The organism is Mycobacterium sp. NGS11 (assembly GCF_059813315.1).
Map to the genome: position 1 here is coordinate 140,578 of NZ_JCALEJ010000005.1, position 18,393 is coordinate 158,970.

At 66.1% G+C, this 18,393-nt stretch carries 10 protein-coding genes; 6 read left to right on the forward strand and 4 right to left on the reverse strand.

Annotation, left to right across the window (positions count from 1 at the left end; genetic code table 11):
• Window positions 1-174 precede the first annotated feature (174 nt).
• From pks2 to AC5Y4T_RS09115, 4 genes are read left to right on the forward strand one after another with little or no spacing between them, the layout of a single operon-like run.
• Complete coding sequence (pks2, locus tag AC5Y4T_RS09100) at window positions 175-6,507, forward strand: sulfolipid-1 biosynthesis phthioceranic/hydroxyphthioceranic acid synthase (protein ID WP_499952882.1); 6,333 nt, start codon at window positions 175-177, stop codon at window positions 6,505-6,507.
• Between the two features lie 11 nt (window positions 6,508-6,518).
• Window positions 6,519-7,958: an acyltransferase gene (locus AC5Y4T_RS09105; RefSeq protein WP_499952774.1), complete on the forward strand. Its 1,440-nt coding sequence runs from the start codon at window positions 6,519-6,521 to the stop codon at window positions 7,956-7,958.
• A gap of 25 nt (window positions 7,959-7,983) precedes the next feature.
• Window positions 7,984-9,240: a glycosyltransferase gene (locus AC5Y4T_RS09110; RefSeq protein ID WP_499952775.1), complete on the forward strand. Its 1,257-nt coding sequence runs from the start codon at window positions 7,984-7,986 to the stop codon at window positions 9,238-9,240.
• A 20-nt stretch (window positions 9,241-9,260) separates the two neighbouring features.
• Window positions 9,261-9,980, forward strand: a complete 720-nt coding sequence (locus AC5Y4T_RS09115) for a GAP family protein (RefSeq protein ID WP_499952776.1) — start codon at window positions 9,261-9,263, stop codon at window positions 9,978-9,980.
• 7 nt (window positions 9,981-9,987) lie between these two features.
• Here the strand turns inward: AC5Y4T_RS09115 and AC5Y4T_RS09120 are convergent, their stop codons facing one another.
• From AC5Y4T_RS09120 to AC5Y4T_RS09130, 3 genes are read right to left on the reverse strand one after another with little or no spacing between them, the layout of a single operon-like run.
• The gene (locus AC5Y4T_RS09120) at window positions 9,988-10,944 is read right to left on the reverse strand and encodes a rhamnan synthesis F family protein (RefSeq protein WP_499952777.1); all 957 of its coding nucleotides are present in this window, start codon (window positions 10,942-10,944) and stop codon (window positions 9,988-9,990) included.
• The gene (locus AC5Y4T_RS09125) at window positions 10,941-11,756 is read right to left on the reverse strand and encodes a methyltransferase domain-containing protein (RefSeq protein ID WP_499952778.1); all 816 of its coding nucleotides are present in this window, start codon (window positions 11,754-11,756) and stop codon (window positions 10,941-10,943) included. The genes AC5Y4T_RS09120 and AC5Y4T_RS09125 overlap by 4 nt, the downstream gene beginning before the upstream one ends.
• Window positions 11,757-11,782: 26 nt before the next feature.
• A complete protein-coding gene (locus tag AC5Y4T_RS09130; RefSeq protein WP_499952779.1) occupies window positions 11,783-13,510 on the reverse strand; it encodes an AMP-binding protein in 1,728 nt (575 codons plus the stop codon).
• Between the two features lie 115 nt (window positions 13,511-13,625).
• On the opposite strand from AC5Y4T_RS09130, the gene AC5Y4T_RS09135 reads away from it, so the two are divergent.
• Together AC5Y4T_RS09135 and AC5Y4T_RS09140 are read left to right on the forward strand one after the other, a co-directional pair.
• Window positions 13,626-14,396: a phthiotriol/phenolphthiotriol dimycocerosates methyltransferase gene (locus tag AC5Y4T_RS09135; protein WP_499952780.1), complete on the forward strand. Its 771-nt coding sequence runs from the start codon at window positions 13,626-13,628 to the stop codon at window positions 14,394-14,396.
• A gap of 130 nt (window positions 14,397-14,526) precedes the next feature.
• Complete coding sequence (locus AC5Y4T_RS09140) at window positions 14,527-17,700, forward strand: AAA family ATPase (protein WP_499952781.1); 3,174 nt, start codon at window positions 14,527-14,529, stop codon at window positions 17,698-17,700.
• 24 nt (window positions 17,701-17,724) lie between these two features.
• Here AC5Y4T_RS09140 and AC5Y4T_RS09145 read toward each other — a convergent pair whose 3' ends face one another.
• A complete protein-coding gene (locus tag AC5Y4T_RS09145) occupies window positions 17,725-18,282 on the reverse strand; it encodes a TetR/AcrR family transcriptional regulator (protein WP_499917424.1) in 558 nt (185 codons plus the stop codon).
• Window positions 18,283-18,393: the final 111 nt, after the last annotated feature.

An 18,393-nucleotide genomic window follows, 5' to 3' on the forward strand; every position in this document is an offset into this window, starting at 1 on the left:
CAACTGACCGGTCGCTACCGAGCGATAAGGCAGCCCATAGCGCAAACTCCACCTTCGCGGGGAGGAGGAAACGGCTTTGTTCGGGCCAGTTCGTCATCGGGTGTGGACTCAGGATCGGCCGTGTCTGTGGTCCCGTTAGGCAAGGCACCCGTAACCCCCGTCGCGATCATCGGCATGGCGTGCCGGCTGCCCGGCGGCATCACCTCCCCGGACCAGTTGTGGGAGGCGCTGCTGCGCGGTGACGACCTGGTCACCGAGGTTCCACCGGAGCGGTGGGACGCCGACGAATATTACGACCCGCAGGCCGGGGTGCCGGGCCGGTCGGTGTGCAAGTGGGGGGCGTTCCTCGATGACGTCGCGGGCTTCGACGCCGAGTTCTTCGGCATCACCGAGACAGAGGCGACCGCGATGGATCCGCAGCATCGCCTGCTGCTGGAGACCTCATGGGAGGCCATGGAACACGGCGGCCTCACCCCCCATGCGCTAACCGCCGCGCGCACCGGCGTGTTCATGGGGTTGATGCATGACGACTACCAATTCGTGCATGCCGAGGCCGACGCGTTGGAGGGGCCCTACGGATACTTGGGCAACAGCTTCGCCATGGGCTCGGGGCGGATCGCCTACACGCTGGGACTGCGGGGTCCGGCGATGACCGTGGATACCGCGTGTTCGTCCGGCCTGGCGGCGGTCCATGTGGCCTGCCGCAGCCTGCACGACGGCGAAAGCGATATCGCCCTGGCGGGCGGCGCTTCGGTGTCGCTCGAACCCCGCAAGTCCTGTTCGGGTTCCGCCATCGGAATGCTGTCGCCGACCGGACGCTGCCACGCGTTCGACGTCGCCGCCGACGGATTCGTGGCGGGCGAAGGATGCGTCGTCCTGATGCTCAAGCGGTTGCCGGACGCGCTCCGCGCCGGCGACCGGATCCTGGCCGTACTCCGGGGTACGGCAGCCAACCAGGACGGCCACACCGTGAACATCGTGACCCCGTCGAGGACGGCACAGGTCGAGGTCTACCGCTCGGCATTGGCCGTGGCCGGTGTGGACGCCCGCACCATCGGCATGGTCGAGGCGCACGGCCCCGGTACGCCCGTGGGTGATCCCATCGAATACGCAAGCCTGGCAGAGGTTTACGGCCACGACGGGCCGTGCGCGCTGGCGTCGGTGAAGACCAACTTCGGGCACACCCAATCGGCTGCCGGGGCGCTGGGGCTGATGAAGGCGGTCCTCGCGCTGCAGCACGGCGTGGTTCCACGCAATCTGCATTTCACCCGGCTGCCCGACGACATGGCCGAGATCGAGACCAACCTCTTTGTGCCACGGCAGAATACGGGCTGGCCGAGCAGCGGTCACCACGGCCCCCGGCGGGCCGCGGTGTCGTCGTACGGCTTCTCGGGAACCAATGTGCACGCGATCGTAGAACAGGCACCCGAGGCGGCCTCGCAAACCGGTCCCGGCCCCGACGGTCCGCTGCTGTTCGCCCTGTCGGCCACGTCGGCCAGCGGACTGCGGCAAACCGCGGCGCGTCTTGCCGAGTGGGCAGGCGCACACGCGTTGGACCTTGCCCCAACAGATCTGGCGTACACCCTCGCTCGCCGGCGGGCGCACCGGCCGGTCCGCGCGGCGGTCATCGCACGCAGCATCGAGGAGCTGACCGACGGTCTGGGCGAGATCGCCGCAGGCCACTTCCCCTATCAGGCCGCGGCCGGACACGACGATCGCGGCCCGGTATGGCTGTTCTCCGGACAGGGTTCGCAGTGGGCGGCGATGGGCGGCGAGTTGCTCGCGACGGAACCGGTGTTCGCCGCGACCGTGGCCCAGTTGGAGCCCTTGATCGCCGAGGAGTCGGGATTCTCTGTCACCGAGGCCATTTCAGGACCCGACACGGTGAGCGGGATTGACCGGACACAGCCCGCGCTGTTCACCATGCAAGTCGCACTGGCGGCCACGATGAGGGAATACGGTGTGCGGCCGGGGGCCGTGATCGGCCACTCGATGGGCGAAGCGGCGGCCGCGGTGGTGGCCGGAGCGCTGACGCTGGAGGACGGCGTCCGCGTCATCTGCCGCCGATCGCGGCTGATGTCCACGATCGCCGGCTCCGGAGCGATGGCATCGGTGGAATTGCCGGCCGAGCAAGTGCTTTTGGAACTGATGGCGCGTGGCATCGACGACGTCGTGCTGGCGGTGGTGGCCTCACCCCATTCTTCGGTGATCGGCGGTGGCGCAGCGACGGTGCGCGATCTGGTCACCGCATGGGAGCAGCGGGACGTGTTGGCGCGCGAGATCGCGGTCGATGTCGCCTCGCACTCCCCGCAGGTCGATCCGATCCTCGACGAGCTGGTCGACGCGCTGGCCGAGATCGAGCCCAGGACAACGGAGTTGCCCTTTTACTCCGCGACCGCGTTCGACCCGCGTGAACAGCCCAGGTGTGATGCCTGGTACTGGTCGGACAATCTGCGCCATATGGTGCGCTTCGCCGCGGCGGTGCAGGCGGCGTTGGAAGACGGCTTCCGGGTCTTCGCGGAGTTGGCCCCGCACCCCCTACTCACCCACGCCGTCGAGCAGACTGCCGGAAGCAGCGGCATGCCGGCGGCCGCTCTCGCCGCGATGCGCCGAGAGCAAGCGCTGCCCCACGGGCTTCGAGGCTTGGTGGCGGAGCTGTTCGGTAGCGGTGCGGCAATCGACTTTTCGGTGCTCTTCCCGGGCGGTCAGCTGGTGGATGCACCATTGCCCAGCTGGAGCCACAGCCAGTTGCTGCTGACCCGCAAGAGCCCGGATCTGCGGGCGCGCGGCGCGAGCACGGTTCCGGTGCACCCGTTGCTGGGGGCGCATGTCCGGTTGCACGAAGAGCCGCAGCGCCACGTGTGGCAGGGCGAGGTCGGCACCGCGGCTCAGCCCTGGCTGGGCGACCACCGGGTCCACAATGTGTCGGCGCTTCCAGGCGCGGCCTACTGTGAGATGGCGTTGGCCGCGGCTCGCACGGTATTTGACGAGAGGTCCGAAGTTCGCGACATCCGCTTCGAGGCGATGCTGTTGCTGGACGACGAGACACCGGTGTCGGTTGCTGCGGCGGTGACCCCAACGGGCGCAATCGATTTCGCGGTAGAGACCGTCCAGGACGGCACCCAGATTCGGCGGGCGGCCGCGATGCTGCATCCGGGGGCAGACGAGGACCGGCCACCGGCGTACGACATGGCCGAGCTGATCAAGGCCCACCCGCGCCGGCTCGACGGGACCGAACTGCGCAAGCAGTTCGACGCGCACGGCTTGCAGTATGGACCGGCATTCGCGGGATTGGCTGCGGTGCACCACTGCGACGAGACGTTCGACACGGTGCTGGGCGAGGTCGGCCTGCCCGGGCCCATCCGCTCGCAACAAGGTCTCTACACGGTGCATCCCGCCTTGCTGGACGCCTGTTTCCAATCGGTCGCCGCCCATCCCGGGGCCCGGCTTGCCGGCAGCGCTGGTCTGCTGCTGCCGCTGGGCGTGGACCGAATCCGTGCCTACGGTTCCGCCCGCACCGCGCGTTACTGCTATACGACGGTGACACGGGCCGACCCGGCCGGGTTGGAGGCGGATCTCGATGTGCTCGACGAGCGCGGGACGGTCCTGCTGGCCGTGCGCGGCTTGCAACTGGGCACCGGGACATCGGAGAGCGTCAACCGCGATCGCGTGCTGAACGAGCGGCTGCTGTCCGTCGAGTGGAGGCAGCGAACGCTGCCGGATGTGGAGCCCATCGGCGTCGGAACGTGCTTGCTGATCAGCACTTCCGCGACCGCCGACGTCGTGGCGACAAGGCTGACCGACGCGTTGAAAGCCGAGGGCGCCCGGTGCGCGACCATGACCTGGCCGCGGCATGCAGATCACGGGGCGACTGCCGAGGCGCTCGGCATGCACCTTGCCGACCAGGTCAGCGCAATCGCCGTACTCCTTGACCCCGAGAACGATGCCCCGCAGAAGGAGTGGGCCCGGCTCGGCGAGGACCAAGTGCGTCACCTGGTGCGAATTACCCAGCGAATCGCGGACATTGGCGAAGAACCTCCCCGCATCTACGTCGTCACGCGGAACGCACGAAACGTGTTGCCGGGTGACGTGGCCAACCTCCAGCAGGCCGGGCTGCGCGGCCTGGTGCGAGCGATCGGCACCGAATATCCGCATCTGCGCGCCACCCAGATCGACATGGACGAGAACAGCGAGGCCGAGCAGCTGGCGCGGCAACTGCTGGGGAGTTCGGACGATGACGAGACAGCCTGGCGGAATGGCCAGTGGTACACCGCGCGCCTCAGCCCCGCACCGCTACGCGCCGAGGAGCGGCGAACGGTCGCGGTGAACAAGCAGCACGATGGCCTGCGCATGCAGATCCGCACGCCCGGCGACGTGGGCACGATGGAACTGACTGCGCTTCAACGCGTTCCGCCCGGGCCGGGCGAGATAGAGGTCAGGGTGAACGCGGCAGCCGTCAACTTCGCGGATGTCCTGTTGGCCTGCGACCCGTATTCCAGCGCCGACGGGGATACACCCCGGCTCGGTACGGATTTTGCCGGCGTGGTGACTGCAGTCGGTTCCGGGGTCACAACCCATCGTCCGGGTGACCACGTCGGCGGCTTCTCCACGAACGGTTGCTGGGCCACGTTCGTCACATGTGACGCCCGCCTGGCCGTGACGCTGCCGCAGGGCCTCACCGATGCCCAGGCGGCGGCGGTGAGTACGCCGCACGCGATCGCGTGGTACGGGCTGCACGATCAGGCCAGGATCGCCGCCGGTGACCGAGTGTTGATTCATTCCGCCACCGGCAGCGTGGGACGGGCGGCCATCGCGATCGCGCGCGCCGCGGGAGCCGAGATCTTCGCCACCGCGGGCAGCGACGAGCACCGGAAGCTATTGCGCGACATGGGCGTTGAACGCGTCTACGACTCCCGTAGCACCGACTTCGCCGAGCAGATCCGCCGGGAAACCGACGGCGGCGGGGTTGACATCGTGCTCAACTCCTTACCCGGCGCCGCGCAGCGCGCCGGGTTAGAAGTGCTGTCCATCGGGGGACGATTTGTGGAGATCGGTCAGCGCGACGTCTACGCCGGCACCCGGCTGGGACTTGTCCCCTTGCATCGCAATCTCACGTTGCATCACGTCGACCTGGCACTGATGTCGCACAGTCATCCACACCGAGTCGGCGACCTGCTGAGCGCGGTGTACCGGCTCGTCGCAGACGGCGAGTTGCCACTACCGGAGATCGCTCACTATCCGCTCGGCGATGCCGCCGGCGCTGTCAGCGCGATCAACGCGGCAGAGCAGGCGGGCAGGGTGGTGCTCGACATACCCCAGTCCGGACACAGCAGTGTCGTGGTACCGCCCGAGCAGGCCCGGCCTTTCCGGCACGACGGCTCCTACATCGTCACCGGCGGTCTCGGTGGCATAGGCCTCTTTCTCGCCGAGAAGATGGCCGAAGGCGGCTGCGGCCGCATCGTGCTCAGCTCCCGCTCCGAGCCGAATCCCAAGGCGCTGCAAACGATCGAGCTCATTCGGGCGATGGGAACCGACATCGCGGTGGAATGCGGTGACATCACCGCAGCCGACACAGCGCCGCAGCTGGTGAGCGCTGCGACCGCGACAGGGCTTCCGTTGCGCGGGGTGCTGCACGCCGCCGCGGTCTTCGAAAACGCGATGCTGGCCAATATGACGGACGATCTCATCAGCCGCAACTGGGCTCCAAAGGTCCACGGCGCGTGGAACTTACACCAGGCCACGGCCGCGCTCCCGCTGGATTGGTTCTGTTTGTTCTCCTCGGCCGTGGGCCTGGTGGGCTCACCCGGGCAGGGGGCGTACGCGGCCGCCAACGGCTGGCTGGACGCATTCGCGCGCTGGCGGCGAACCCAGGGTCTGCCCGCCACGGCGATCGGGTGGGCCTTGTGGGCCGAGGTGGGTCGCGCCGCCGAAGTCCGAGCCGAGGGCGGCGAAGAAAAGACGCCCGGCCGCGACGGCGAAGGCACCGCCATCGCACACTGGCGTGACACGGCTTTCACCGCGGACGAAGGTGCCTACGCGTTTCAGGCCCTGCTGCGTTACGACCGTCCGTACTCCGGTTACGCAACGTTGACGGGAACGCCCTGGTTCGCCGCCTACGCGCAACGCAGCCGGTTCGCTGAACTGTTCCGGTCCAACGACCAAAGCGCCTCGGACACGGGCGAACTGCTGAACGAGTTATACGCGCTGCCATCGGACGAATGGCCCGTTCGACTGCGCCGGATGATCTCCGATGCCGTCAGCCTGATTCTGCGCCGCACCATCGATCCTGATCATCCCCTCTCCGAATACGGCCTCGACTCCATGGGCAACCTCGAGCTGCGCACCCGCATCGAGGCCGAAACCGGGATCCGGGTCACCACCAACGACATCACCACCATCCAGGGTCTGGCCGGGCTCCTGTGCGAAAGGCTGGCTCCCGCGGGTGGTCTCGGCGGCCTTGAGACAAGTCAGCACGTCACGGCGTGGGCCGAGCCGCAAATGGACTGAAGGAGGAGTGGGTGTTCATAGGTGCAGGGCCAACGCGGGGGCTGTTCGTGGGAACCGTCTACGACTGGACACCCGAGGCGGGAAGGATCGTGACTTGGCAGCCATCGCCCGCTTCGCTGGCGAAAGCCCGGCAAGCTCCGATCAGTGCGGTGCCGCTGAGCGCGATGCAGGACGCACACCTTCGCGGCTTTTCCCGCTACGCCGCACGCGGGCTCGACTATGCGCGGCTGGTGATCGGCTCCGGCGACGAGCCCGGCCGATGCGATGTCCGAGCCATGGGCTACGTCATCAACTCTCACTTGCGCCGGCACAAGACGTATCACAGTTGGTTCGAGTACGGCGATGCGGAAAGCATTGTGCGGCACACGATCGTGGACTCCGCCGACATCGAGTTCGTTCCGGTCCGGCAGGACAACATGACGCCACGGGAGTGGCACCAGTTCGTGCTGTCGACCCCGGACCCGTTGCAGTGGGATTGCTTCAGGTTTGGCATCATTGCGCGCGACGACCACTTCACCATTTTTGCGATCGTCGACCACCTGCACTGCGACCCAACGATTATCGCCGGCCTCTACACCGAGATCGTGATGAACTACCGCGTCCTGGTGGCCGGCCGTGCGCTCGTTCAGGCGCCGCCCCCGGCCAGTCACGACGACTTCTGCATCAGAGAACAGCAGCACGTAGCATCCCTGTCCGCGGACTCCACCCAGGTTCGCAGGTGGATCGAATTCGCCGAGCGCAACGGCGGGACCTTGCCGGACTTCCCGCTGCCGCTCGGTGATCTCTCGCAGGCCACGGGCGGCGACGTGGTGGTCGATCGGCTGATGGATCAGAAGCAGACGGCCGAATTCGAATCCCGCTGCATCGCGGCGGGTGCCCGAGTCAGCGGCGGTTTGTTCGCCTGCATAGCTCTCGCGCAGCACGAGTTGACCGGCGCCACAACATATTACGGCCTTGCACCGACCGATAAACGCAGGTCGTTGGCGGAATTCTCGACGATGGGCTGGTTCACCGGCGTGGTGCCCTTCACCGTGCCGGTGAACCCGGCATCCTTCGAAGAGACCGCCCGGGCCGCGCAGGCGTCCTTCGATTCGAATATGGACCTCGCCAGCGTGTCGTTCAACGAGATATTGAAGTTGGCACCGTGGCTCAGGGCATGGGGCCCGAACTGCACGATGGTCAACTACATGGACGCGGGCCTTCCTCCCTTCTCTGCCACCGTCACCTCCCACATGAAGGATGCGAATGTCAGCATCTACTGCGACCCCAGGGATCCGGCGCACCTCTACTTCTCGATAATCCGCCTCTTCGATGAGGTGTCGATGTGGGTGAACCTGCCGAAAAACACTATCGCCAAAGACTCCGTGATCCGGTACGTCAGTGCGATGAAGTCGGTGTTGCAGCGTGCCGCGGACGGTCGCTATACAGGTACAGCGGTTCAGGTGTCCTGATGAAATTTGATATCGGGTTGCGCCGATGAAAGTCGTGTTGGCCGCCCATGGGACTCGCGGGGACGTAGAGCCATGCGCCGCAGTCGGTGTGGAACTGCTGCGCAGGGGGCACGACGTGCGCATCGCGGCCCCGCCCAACCTCATCGGCTTTGTGCGGTCGGCCGGCCTTAGCGCGGTCGGGTACGGCCCGGATTCGCACGAGCAGGTCAGCGCGCTTGCCGAATTCGTTCACCACGCCTTCAGGCCGCAGAATCCCCTCGACTTCATGCGCTCAGGCAGGGACCTCTTCGTCGCGGGCTGGGCGCAGATGAGCCGGACGCTGGCCGAACTCGCGGACGGCGCCGACATGCTCGTAACCGGCCAGACCTACCACGGCGTCGTCGCCAACGTCGCTGAGTACTACGACATTCCGCTGGCGGCGATCCACCACATGCCGATCTGCGTCAACGGGCAACTCGCCCTGCCTTCCATACCGTCGCCCACTCCCCTGGTTCGCTCCACATTGAGGGCCGCGTGGTGGCTGTATTGGCGCATCACCAAGGACGCCGATGACGCGCAACGACGCGAACTGGGGCTGCCGCGGGCAGCCGCGCCCGCGGCCAAGCGGATGGCGCAACGCGGATCTCTCGAAATCCAGGCCTACGAGCAGGCTTGCTTTCCCAAGCTTGCCGCCGAATGGCACGGCCGGCGACCCATCGTCGGCGCGCTGACGTTGCAGTTGCCGACGGATGCCGACGCTGAGGTCGCGAAATGGATCGGCACGGGCGCGCCGCCCATCTACTTCGGCTTCGGCAGCACGCCGATCCAATCCTCCGCCGACACGATCGCCATGATCGGCGCGGCCTGCGCGGAACTAGGTGAACGTGCGCTGATCTACGGCGATGCGCGCGATTCCACCGGCATCCAGCACCCCGACGAGGTGAAACTGGTGGGCCCGGTGAACTATGGGGCCATCCTTCCGCTCTGTCGCGCAGCAGTCCACCACGGCGGCGCGGGTACCACCGCCGCAGCCCTTCGGGCCGGAATCCCGATGCTGATCCTTTGGGACGTAGCCGATCAGCCGCTATGGGCGGCCGCGACGGTCCGGCTGAAAGTCGGCCGCGCTCAACGCTTCTCCACGATCACCCGAAATTCGCTGGTGGCACACCTACGCCGGATCCGCGCGGCGCACTACGTCGCGCGCGCCGGCGAAGTCGCCGCCCACCTGACCGATCCGGCCGAAAGCGTGAGCGTGGCGGCCGATCTCATCGAGGGGGTCGTTCACCGGAAGCGCGTTGCCTGATGTGGGCCACGGTGCTGGTAGTGGCGTTATGGGTCGCGACGGACCCGACGCGCCTGGTCGTGGTCGCGGTCCTGATATCGCGCATGCGGCCCAAGCACAACCTGATCGCATACTGGCTGGGCGGCCTGGCGGCCGGTATCGCCCCTGGAATCGCGGTCTTCGGCCTGATGCTGGCGATGCGCGATTCGGTGCCGCTGGTCATGGAAGATATGAGGTCCGCAGTCTTCCGATTCACCGGCGGGTACTTCCAGATCACCATCGGCGTGCTCGCACTGCTGATCGCGGGAGTGCTGTCAACGAGGTATCGGACGCGACAGCCTGTCGAAGTGTCGACCTACGGCGCCCGTTCGGAGGCCCCGGATCGCCAAAGCACGTCAACCGCGATCGCACGGATCAGGGCCCGCGCCGGTCGGGCGTTGCAAGGCGGCAACCCGTGGTTCGCGTTCGGGATCGGTCTGGTGTCCACGATGCCGCCGATCGATTACCTGGTCGTGCTCATCGTCATCGTCTCCTCGGGCGCCGCATTCGGCACTCAGCTGAGCGCGGTCGTGATGTTCACCCTCGTGGTGCTGGCTCTGGTTGAGATCCCGCTCATCGGCTACCTGGTCATGCCGGCAAAAACCCGGGCGCTCGTGCTGCAGCTGCAGAGGCTTGCCGTAGCGCACCGGCGGCGGATTCTGATCGCCGTGCCCACAGCGGCGGGGCTTGCGTTGATCGCGGCGGGTCTGGGCAGCATCTGAGCCCCGCCTAGGGCAGGAGATGGTTTCCGCGGCCGAGCCTTTCGGCGTTCGACTGAATGAGTCGATAGGGATAGGGAGTGTGCTGCTCGATGACATCGCGCAGGTGCGTCATCGACCTGCGCAAGCGCTTGTCGCGCACCACGGTCACCTTGAGGAAGGGGAACCTGAAGTCCTCGATGAGGCCGTCCCAGAAGTAGAGGGTGCCGTTGTTTCGCCCCGACCGTTTGCTGCCCCATCGCTGCGATGGGTGCCCACCGCAGGTTCTTATGGCGGCGGCGGAGACGTACGGTTTGACGCTGAGCCCGGCTTTACGCGCGCGCCTGGACAGGCCAACCTCGTACCGCCAGATGAGAGTGCCTTTGTGCACGGGGTACTGGAAATCGGCCCACAGGTCGTTGAGGAAGGGGCGGGTGCGTGAATTGAGATCCCACGCCAGGAAAAAGGACTGGAGGTGGGAAAACATCTGGGTGTTTTCGATGGCGCCGTACATGTCGGCACCGCGGAAGGAACCCCACATCTCCTCGAGAGGGAAGAGGGGACCGAAGACGCTGTCGTTCACGATGGCGAAGCGGTCGAACTGATCAAGCGACCATCCGCGCTGCCGGAGGACGCACCACGCGAGGTGCCACGAGCCGAAGTCGAAAGAAAGCGTGCGACGGGTGTAAATGCCCGCACAGAACGGGCGGATGGTGGCGACCGATTCCGCGGAGAGGACGGGCGAGGCAGAAACGAAGACAATGGTTGCCCCGAGCCCGTGCAGCGCCTTCAGGTAGTAGGTGACGTATGGGTCGACGACGCCTTGGACATCGAAGTGTGCGAACAAAAGGAGGGTGCGACGACCGGAAGGCGGCTGCGATGGAAGCTCCAGATGGCTTTCGCAGATGAACCGTAAAGCGTTGGGGCTCAGTCGGTATCGAATGGTATCGATAGCGCGCGCGGATTTCGTACCCAGCACGCGTTTCATGGCGCCGCGACGAGATCGGCTGCATCCGGTGCCGGCAGTGTGGCCGCGGCGCCGGTCTTCACGGCGAGCGCGAAAAGGTCGGTTCGCGTGGTCGTCACATCCAGGATGCCGAATCCAACGCGCTCCAGCATCTCCTCGATCAGCTCGACATCAAAAACATGATGGTGAAGGGTTCGGTTGTAAAAGTTGTTCAGGCTTCGCTTCCTGAACCGCTGACGCCCGCGTGCCGGCCAGTCCCTGCGTAAGTCGTGGAGGGCCAGGATCTCATCGAGATGAGTCAGGTCGTCCTCGCCGACATCGGCGGTGAAATCAGCCAGCAGGTGTTCGAACTTCGTGACCGGGCGCCGGTGGTCGAAGTTGTGCTTCTTGTTCGGGACCACGAGCACCAGTGCTCCGCCCGCCTTGACGACCCTTCTCCATTCGACCAGAGCCTTCAACGGGTTTGCGGTGTGCTCCAAGCAGTTCGAGGACAGCACGAAATCGTATCGGGCGGTCGACAGCCCGGGCAGGTCGGTGGCGTCGGCAATGAATTGGCGACCGCGTTTGTTGCGGTGGTAGTGGTAACCCGCGTTGGCCTCGATGCGTCCCTCCCAGATGGTGTCCGCGGAGAAGTTGACGCCATCGAGCCCCCTGACCCGTTGATAAAGGGGCAGCACGGTTCTGAAAAGCACACTCGGGCCGCCGATCTCGACACCGTATTTGCCGTCGACGAATGACTGATACCTGTGACGTAGCGGTAGCCGCCACCGAGCGTGTCGCATCGTGAACCCCGGCCCGTTCTCCCGCGACGAATACTGGTACCAGTACGTCAATTCCGTGATCGTCCGTGTCCGGGGCACTAAGCGTCCAAGCGGGCGAACTGATTCTGGCGATAGCGCTCGACGCAGGCCGCTCTTCTGACCTTGCCACTGGTGGTAATGGGAATCGAACCCGGGGCTACCACAACGAGATCCGCGACGCTGACCCCGTGCACATCGGAAATCGCGGAAGTGACTTTGCGTTTGACGACGTCGAATCCGTCCCCCGCCCCCTCCTGAGAGGCAGCCCGATTCTTGAGTTCGATGATGGCGACCAGCTTTTCGGTGCCCTTGTCCGGAACAGCGATCGCCGCGCACCGTCCCGGTGCGACACTCTGGATGGTCCCCTCGAGGTCGTCGGGACAGTGGTTGCGCCCGTACACGATCAAAAGATCCTTGGTACGGCCGATCATGAACAGTTCGCCGTCGGAGACGAACCCCAGGTCCCCGGTTCTCAACCAAGGCCCTTCGGGGGTTCCGGCCGACGGGGCGACCAACGTTGCGCCGAACGTATGCTGCGTCTCGCTCGGCTTCTGCCAATATCCGCTAGCGACGTTGCGGCCGTGCACCCAGATCTCACCGGTGGTTCCCGCCGGGCACTCGATACGGCTCTCGGGATCCACGACACGCACCATCGGCGACCGCGGCACGCCGTAACTGACGAGCGCCGTGCCGCCGATGTCTGACTGGCGCTTCGCGTGGCCCGCAGTCAGTTCTTCGGAGTCGAAATACACGACCCGCGGTGGCTGACCCGCCTCACGAGTCGAGACGTACAGCGTTGCCTCGGCCAATCCATACGATGGGCGCAACACCTTGGACTGGAGGTTGAAGCGGGCGAACCGCTCGGCGAAGCGCTGCAGGGTGGCGGGCTGTACCCGCTCGCCACCGTTGAAGATGCACGACACGTCGCCGAGGTCGAGCCCGGCAAGGTCATCGTCTGAGGTTTTTCGGACCGCCAACTCGAAGGCGAAGTTAGGCGCTGCCGAATGCGCCCGACTGTTCTGTGCCAGCAATCGCATCCATCGGGCCGGCCGCTGCAGAAAGGAAACCGGACTCGTGAGCACACTGCGAAATCCCGTGAGAACCGAAAAGATGACCCCAAGTTGCAAACCCATGTCGTGATACAGCGGCAACCAGGACACCATCGTGCTGTCCGGTGGGGCGACTCCCCCGTGGTCCCCGAAGAAGGCGGCATTCATGTGCTCGAAGTTGGCCAGGATGTTCTTGTGCGACACCATGACCCCGGCCGGGGTGCGCGTCGATCCCGACGTGTACTGCAAATACACTGTGTCCGTTGAAGTCTCGACCCTGGTAGCGGGCGCCTTCTTCGAATCGAGATCCAGCAAGTCAACTGCGATTAGCGATGGGGCCGCTTGGCGCGACTTCGGCTCGAGACAACCGGCGATATCGTCAGCGACGGAGGACGTCGTGAGAACCGCAGCGGGCGACGCGTCGCGCAGCACCGAGCCGACCCGTTCGTCGCTGTCGGCGCCCAGCGGAACCGCGATGAAGCCGGCCTGTATCGCGCCGAGAAACGCAATGACGTAGTCGAGGCTTTGGGGCGCCAGTATCAGGGCGCGGTCACCGGTTGACCCGTGCAGCCGAAGCTCGTCGGCAACGTTCAGCGCCCGCCGGTACAGCTGCGCCCACGTCAAACTCTCCTCGATGCCGGCCCAGTCCCGTTGATAGTTCATAAACGTGAACGCCGTCCGATTCGGCGCCAGACTGGCGCGTTCGCGCAGCAGGGCCGGAATGGGAGACTTGAGCATGGGCGTCAGGTTACCTCGGCCGTTATCACCACGCCGGTTTTGCAGCAAAGACGATGGGCGGCTCCAACACACCCCGATCGAAGGCATCATCGACCGGCTGAATCGCAACCCGGTCTTGCTGAAGCTTTTGAACCTGCGCTTCAAATACGGCTACCAATTTCTTAGCCGCCTGCTCATCAGGGACGACGTGTTGTTCCTGAATTACGGATACGAAGAGGACCCGCCGATGGCGTTGCCGCTGACGGCGGCCGATGAGCTCGATCGGTTTCCGATTCAGCTCTACCACCGCACGGCCGCGCAGGCGGACCTGGCAGGCAAGGACGTGCTGGAGGTGAGCTGCGGCCACGGTGGCGGCGCATCGTATTTGATGCGGACCCTGCGCCCGGCGACCTATACGGGCCTGGACCTGAACCCGGTCGGCATCGAGTTCTGCAGAAAGAGGCACACTTTGTCCGGCCTGAAGTTCGTGCAGGGCAACGCCGAAAGCCTGCCCTTTCCCGACGGGTCCTTCGACGCAGTGGTGAACGTCGAAGCCGCGATCAACTATCAGGACGTTCCCAGATTCTTCGCGGAGGTGGAACGCGTGCTGCGCCCCGGCGGGCGGTTCTTGTACGCCGATATGCGCTACGCCGACGAAATCGCCGCCTGGGAGGCGGACCTGGCCAACATCCCCATGCGGCTGCTGTCCGAACGGGTCGTCAACGCGGAGGTCATGCGCGGACTGGAGAAGAATCGGTTCGTCGATCAAATCACGCGTCGCCTACCGAACATCGCCCTGCTGCGCGGCCTGGCTGATGACTACGCGGGTGGGGTTGGGTCGTTGATCCATCGCCGGCTGCAAAACGGCCAGGCCTCCTACCGGATGTTCGCCTTTGCCAAGGATTGAGGCGCTTGGCACCAAAATTTTGTGCCGCAGGCGTCTGAGTGAAGGAGCTAACACTCCCTAGTGGGGGGCCCGACGGCCTATTCTGTGAAGATTCCAGCAAACGCGGGGGCAAGGATCGGCGGAGGGTCGGATGGCGGCCGTAGGAGCGTGCCAGGCGTGTGGCACCGAACTCCTCCACGATGCGCGGTTCTGCCACGGCTGCGGCGCGGCAGTCGCCGAACCCGCCGCACCTGCGGAATACAAGCAGGTGTCGGTGTTGTTCGCCGACGTAGTGCATTCCATGGACATCGCAGCGACCGTCGGCCCCGAGCGACTGCGCGAAATCATGGCCGCACTGGTGCACCGCTGCACCAAGATGGTGCACCGCTACGGGGGCACGGTGGACAAGTTCACCGGCGACGGCATCATGGCGGTGTTCGGGGCACCGGTAACCATGGAGGACCACGCGTTTCGCGCCTGTCTGGCGGCCTTGGGCCTCCAGGAGGAGGTCAAGTCGCTCGCCGTCGACGTCCGCGAGCGCGACGGTGTGGACCTTCAACTGCGGGTGGGCCTCAACTCCGGTCAGGTGATCGCGGGCGAACTCGGTTCGAAAGCGTTGGGCTACACCGCCATCGGTGAACAGGTCGGAATGGCGCAGCGGATGGAATCTGTGGCGCCGGCGGGTGGGGTGATGCTCAGCGAATCCACCGCCCGACTCGTTCAGCAAGTCGCCATGCTGGCCGACGCCGAGCAGGTGCGCATCAAAGGCAGCGCCAACCCGGTGCTGGCCCGTCGTCTGATCGGCCTGACCGGCGGGCCGCAACGAAGTCGCGACCTGCAAGGCGCATTGGTCGGGCGAGAGCTGGAAGTCACAACGATCGCCGGCCTGCTGGATCGATCGAAGAGCGGGCGCGGATGCGTGGTCTGTGTCGCCGGGCCGGCGGGCATCGGCAAGACGCGACTCGCCGACGAGACCGTCGCGTTGGCGCTCAGCAAGGGCGTCGAGGTGGTCTCGGCCTTCTGTGAGTCACACACCAGTGATGTCCCTTTTGTCGGGGCGGCGGCGCTGCTGCGTGCGGGGCTCCGAATCGCCGAGCTCGATGACGAGCCGGCGCGGGCACAGGTACGGGCCAGGATCCCCGACGCCTCCGATGAGGACGTGCTGTTGCTCTACGACCTGATGGGCATCCGAGACCCTGACACCCCCCCTCCAACGATCCATCCCGACGCGCGGCGACGGCGGCTGACCGCTCTGATCAACTCGATGTCGCTGGCCCGCACCCAACCTGTCCTCTACGTGATCGAGGATGCGCACTGGATCGATGAGGTCAGCGACTCGCTGGTGGCGGACTTCCTCGCGGTCATTCCGCGGACGCCGTCGATGGTGCTGATCACCTACCGCCCCGAATACACCGGTCTGCTCGCGAGTGTGCCTGGAGCGCAGACGATCTCGCTCTCGCCCTTGAGCGAGGCGGAAACCGCGGCGCTGCTCGACGAGTTGTTGGGCCCCGATCCGTCAGTCGCCGGGATCAAAGCGCTTGTCGCCGAACGGGCCGGCGGGAACCCGTTCTTTGCGCAGGAGATGGTGCGCGAGCTCGCCGAGCGAGCGGTGCTCGAAGGCGACCGCGGCGGTTTCACCTGTGGTGCGGATCTGGCCGAGGTGACCGTCCCGGCGACGCTGCAGGCCACCATCGCCGCGCGCATCGACCGTCTGGACCCTGATGCCAAGCAGACGCTGAACGCCGCGGCTGTGATCGGCTCGCGATTCACGCCCGAGCTACTCGAGGCGGTGGGCAATGCACCCGTCCTCGATACGCTCGTGAAGGCCGCGTTGATCGATCAGGTCCGTTTCACGCCCACCGCGGAATTCGCCTTCCGCCACCCGCTGATTCGCAGCGTGGCTTACGAGTCACAACTGCGGTCCGATCGCGCCGTGATGCACCGGCGGCTGGCCGGCGCCATCGAGGCGCGTGAGCCGGAATCCGCCGACCAGAACGCGGCGCTGATCGCCGAACACCTCGAAGCCGCGGGCGACCTGCGGGACGCCTACGGCTGGCACATGCGCGCGGCAACCTGGGCGACATACCGCGACATCGCCGCGGCGCGGCTCAGTTGGGAAAGTGCAACGCGGATCGCCGACGCGTTGACCGCCGATGACCCAGACCTGGTCACCATGTGCATCGCCCCCCGAACCATGTTGTGCGGGATCGCCTGGCGGCTGCATGTGAACGACGTCGGAGACCGTTTCGACGAGCTGCGCACATTGTGCAACGCCGCGGGGGACAAGGCGTCGCTGGCCATCGCGATGGCGGGGCTGGTGGTCGATCACGCGTTTCAGGACAGGGTGCGCGAGGCGTCGCGGCTGGCTTCGGAGGCCGTCGCCCTCATCGAGTCCATCGGAGACCCGACTTTGACGGTTGGGCTCTCCTTCACCGCGATCCGCGCCAAGATAGGGACCGGCGAGTGGGCCGAGATGCACCGCTTGTCGCAGCGGGTCATCGACCTGGCCGACGGCGACCCCACCAAGGGCAATTTCCTCTTCGGGTCGCCCCTCGCGCTCGCGTTCGCCCAGCGGGGCACCGCCCGTTGGGCCCTGGGTCGTACCGGATGGCGAGACGACCTGAAGCGCGGCGTTGCCATGGCGCACGGCGCCGACTCCCTGTCCTACGTCACGGTCGTCAGCTATGTGTACACCACGGGCATACCGGCCGGTGCGCTTCGACCCGACGATTCCACCCTGCGCGAGATCGAGGATGCGCTGGTGATCGCCCAACCGTCCGGCGACAACCTCCAATTGGGCGTCGCCTGGCTGACTTTGGGGCTGGCGCTGGTGCACCGCCCCACGGACGACGAGCGTGATCGCGGACAGCAACTTCTGGCCGAGGTCCGCGAAGTGTTCCGGCGCGGGGGGCACTTCCTGTGCGACATACCGATGCTCGACGTGTACGTGGCACGCGAGCAGGCGCGCCGCGGCGAGCGCGACCATGCGATACCGCTCATGCGCGCCGCGGTCGACCATCTCATGCTTGGGGGACAAGGGCTTTCGTGGGGTACTTTGACCACCGGTGTCCTGGTGGAGACGCTGCTCGACCGCGGGACCGAAAGCGATGTCAGCGAAGCCGCGGCCGCAATCGAACGGGTGGCGTCCGAGCCTGCCGATGGGCACCTGGCGATGCGTGAGACCTGGCTGCAGCGGATGCGCGCCGCGCTGGCGCGCGCCCAAGGCGACGTCGAGGCCTACACGCGCCTCAGGGATCGCTACCGTGACTTGGCGAAAACCCTTGGCTTCGAGGGACATATCGCGTGGAGCGAGGAGATGCCCTGACAGCGGCGGCTGCTCGCTGCGGGCCTAGCCCCGCTGCCTCGTATACGACGAACCCAGAAACCGTTCCACCAAGGCGCGCTCGGCGGCCGCATCCTTGAGCGGCCATCCCCACAGCGCAAGGAAGACGCGGATCAGCCACTGCGCGGCCAGCGGATCGTCATTGTCGGGCCCCAGCATTTCGGCCGCCAGGGCCGTGACGGTCGGCGAGCTGATGACCCAATCGCTGACCGGGGCCGCGTGGATCGACCGCATGAGTTGAGCCAGTGGGTCGGAGCGCAGGCGCTCCAGCGCCATGATCGTGGCCGTCACGACGCGCTCGGGGCCCCGAAGGTCCTTGATGGCCTCCCGGATTTTATCGACGATGCGAGCCGCTTGAATACCGACGACGGCGTCTCGGATGGCCGCCTTACCGCCGGCATGCCGGTAGATCGTCGCGGGTGAGCAGTGCACCCGGGCCGCCAAGGCCTCGATCGTGAACCCTTCGTATCCCCGGCGAGCGATGATGTCGGCGGCCGCGGCGTAGATCCGTTCGACGGCTTCGCCACGGCGGTCGCGGCCCACCAACCAGTCGTCACGCGGCATCCACCCATGGTCCCCCACAATGCGGAGCACAGAAACACTTCTCGCAGCCTGAGAATTCTGTGGTGATCTCTCTCAACCGAACGGCCTGCTGGCGGGCGGTCCACGCGGTCA

Coding starts and splice junctions, on each gene's coding strand:
- AC5Y4T_RS09130 (WP_499952779.1), bottom strand. CDS start 13,510: ATGCTCAAGTCTCCCATTCCGGCCCTGCTGCGCGAACGCGCCAGTCTG.
- AC5Y4T_RS09120 (WP_499952777.1), bottom strand. CDS start 10,944: ATGAAACGCGTGCTGGGTACGAAATCCGCGCGCGCTATCGATACCATT.
- AC5Y4T_RS09110 (WP_499952775.1), top strand. CDS start 7,984: ATGAAAGTCGTGTTGGCCGCCCATGGGACTCGCGGGGACGTAGAGCCA.
- AC5Y4T_RS09140 (WP_499952781.1), top strand. CDS start 14,527: ATGGCGGCCGTAGGAGCGTGCCAGGCGTGTGGCACCGAACTCCTCCAC.
- pks2 (WP_499952882.1), top strand. CDS start 175: ATGGCGTGCCGGCTGCCCGGCGGCATCACCTCCCCGGACCAGTTGTGG.
- AC5Y4T_RS09145 (WP_499917424.1), bottom strand. CDS start 18,282: ATGCCGCGTGACGACTGGTTGGTGGGCCGCGACCGCCGTGGCGAAGCC.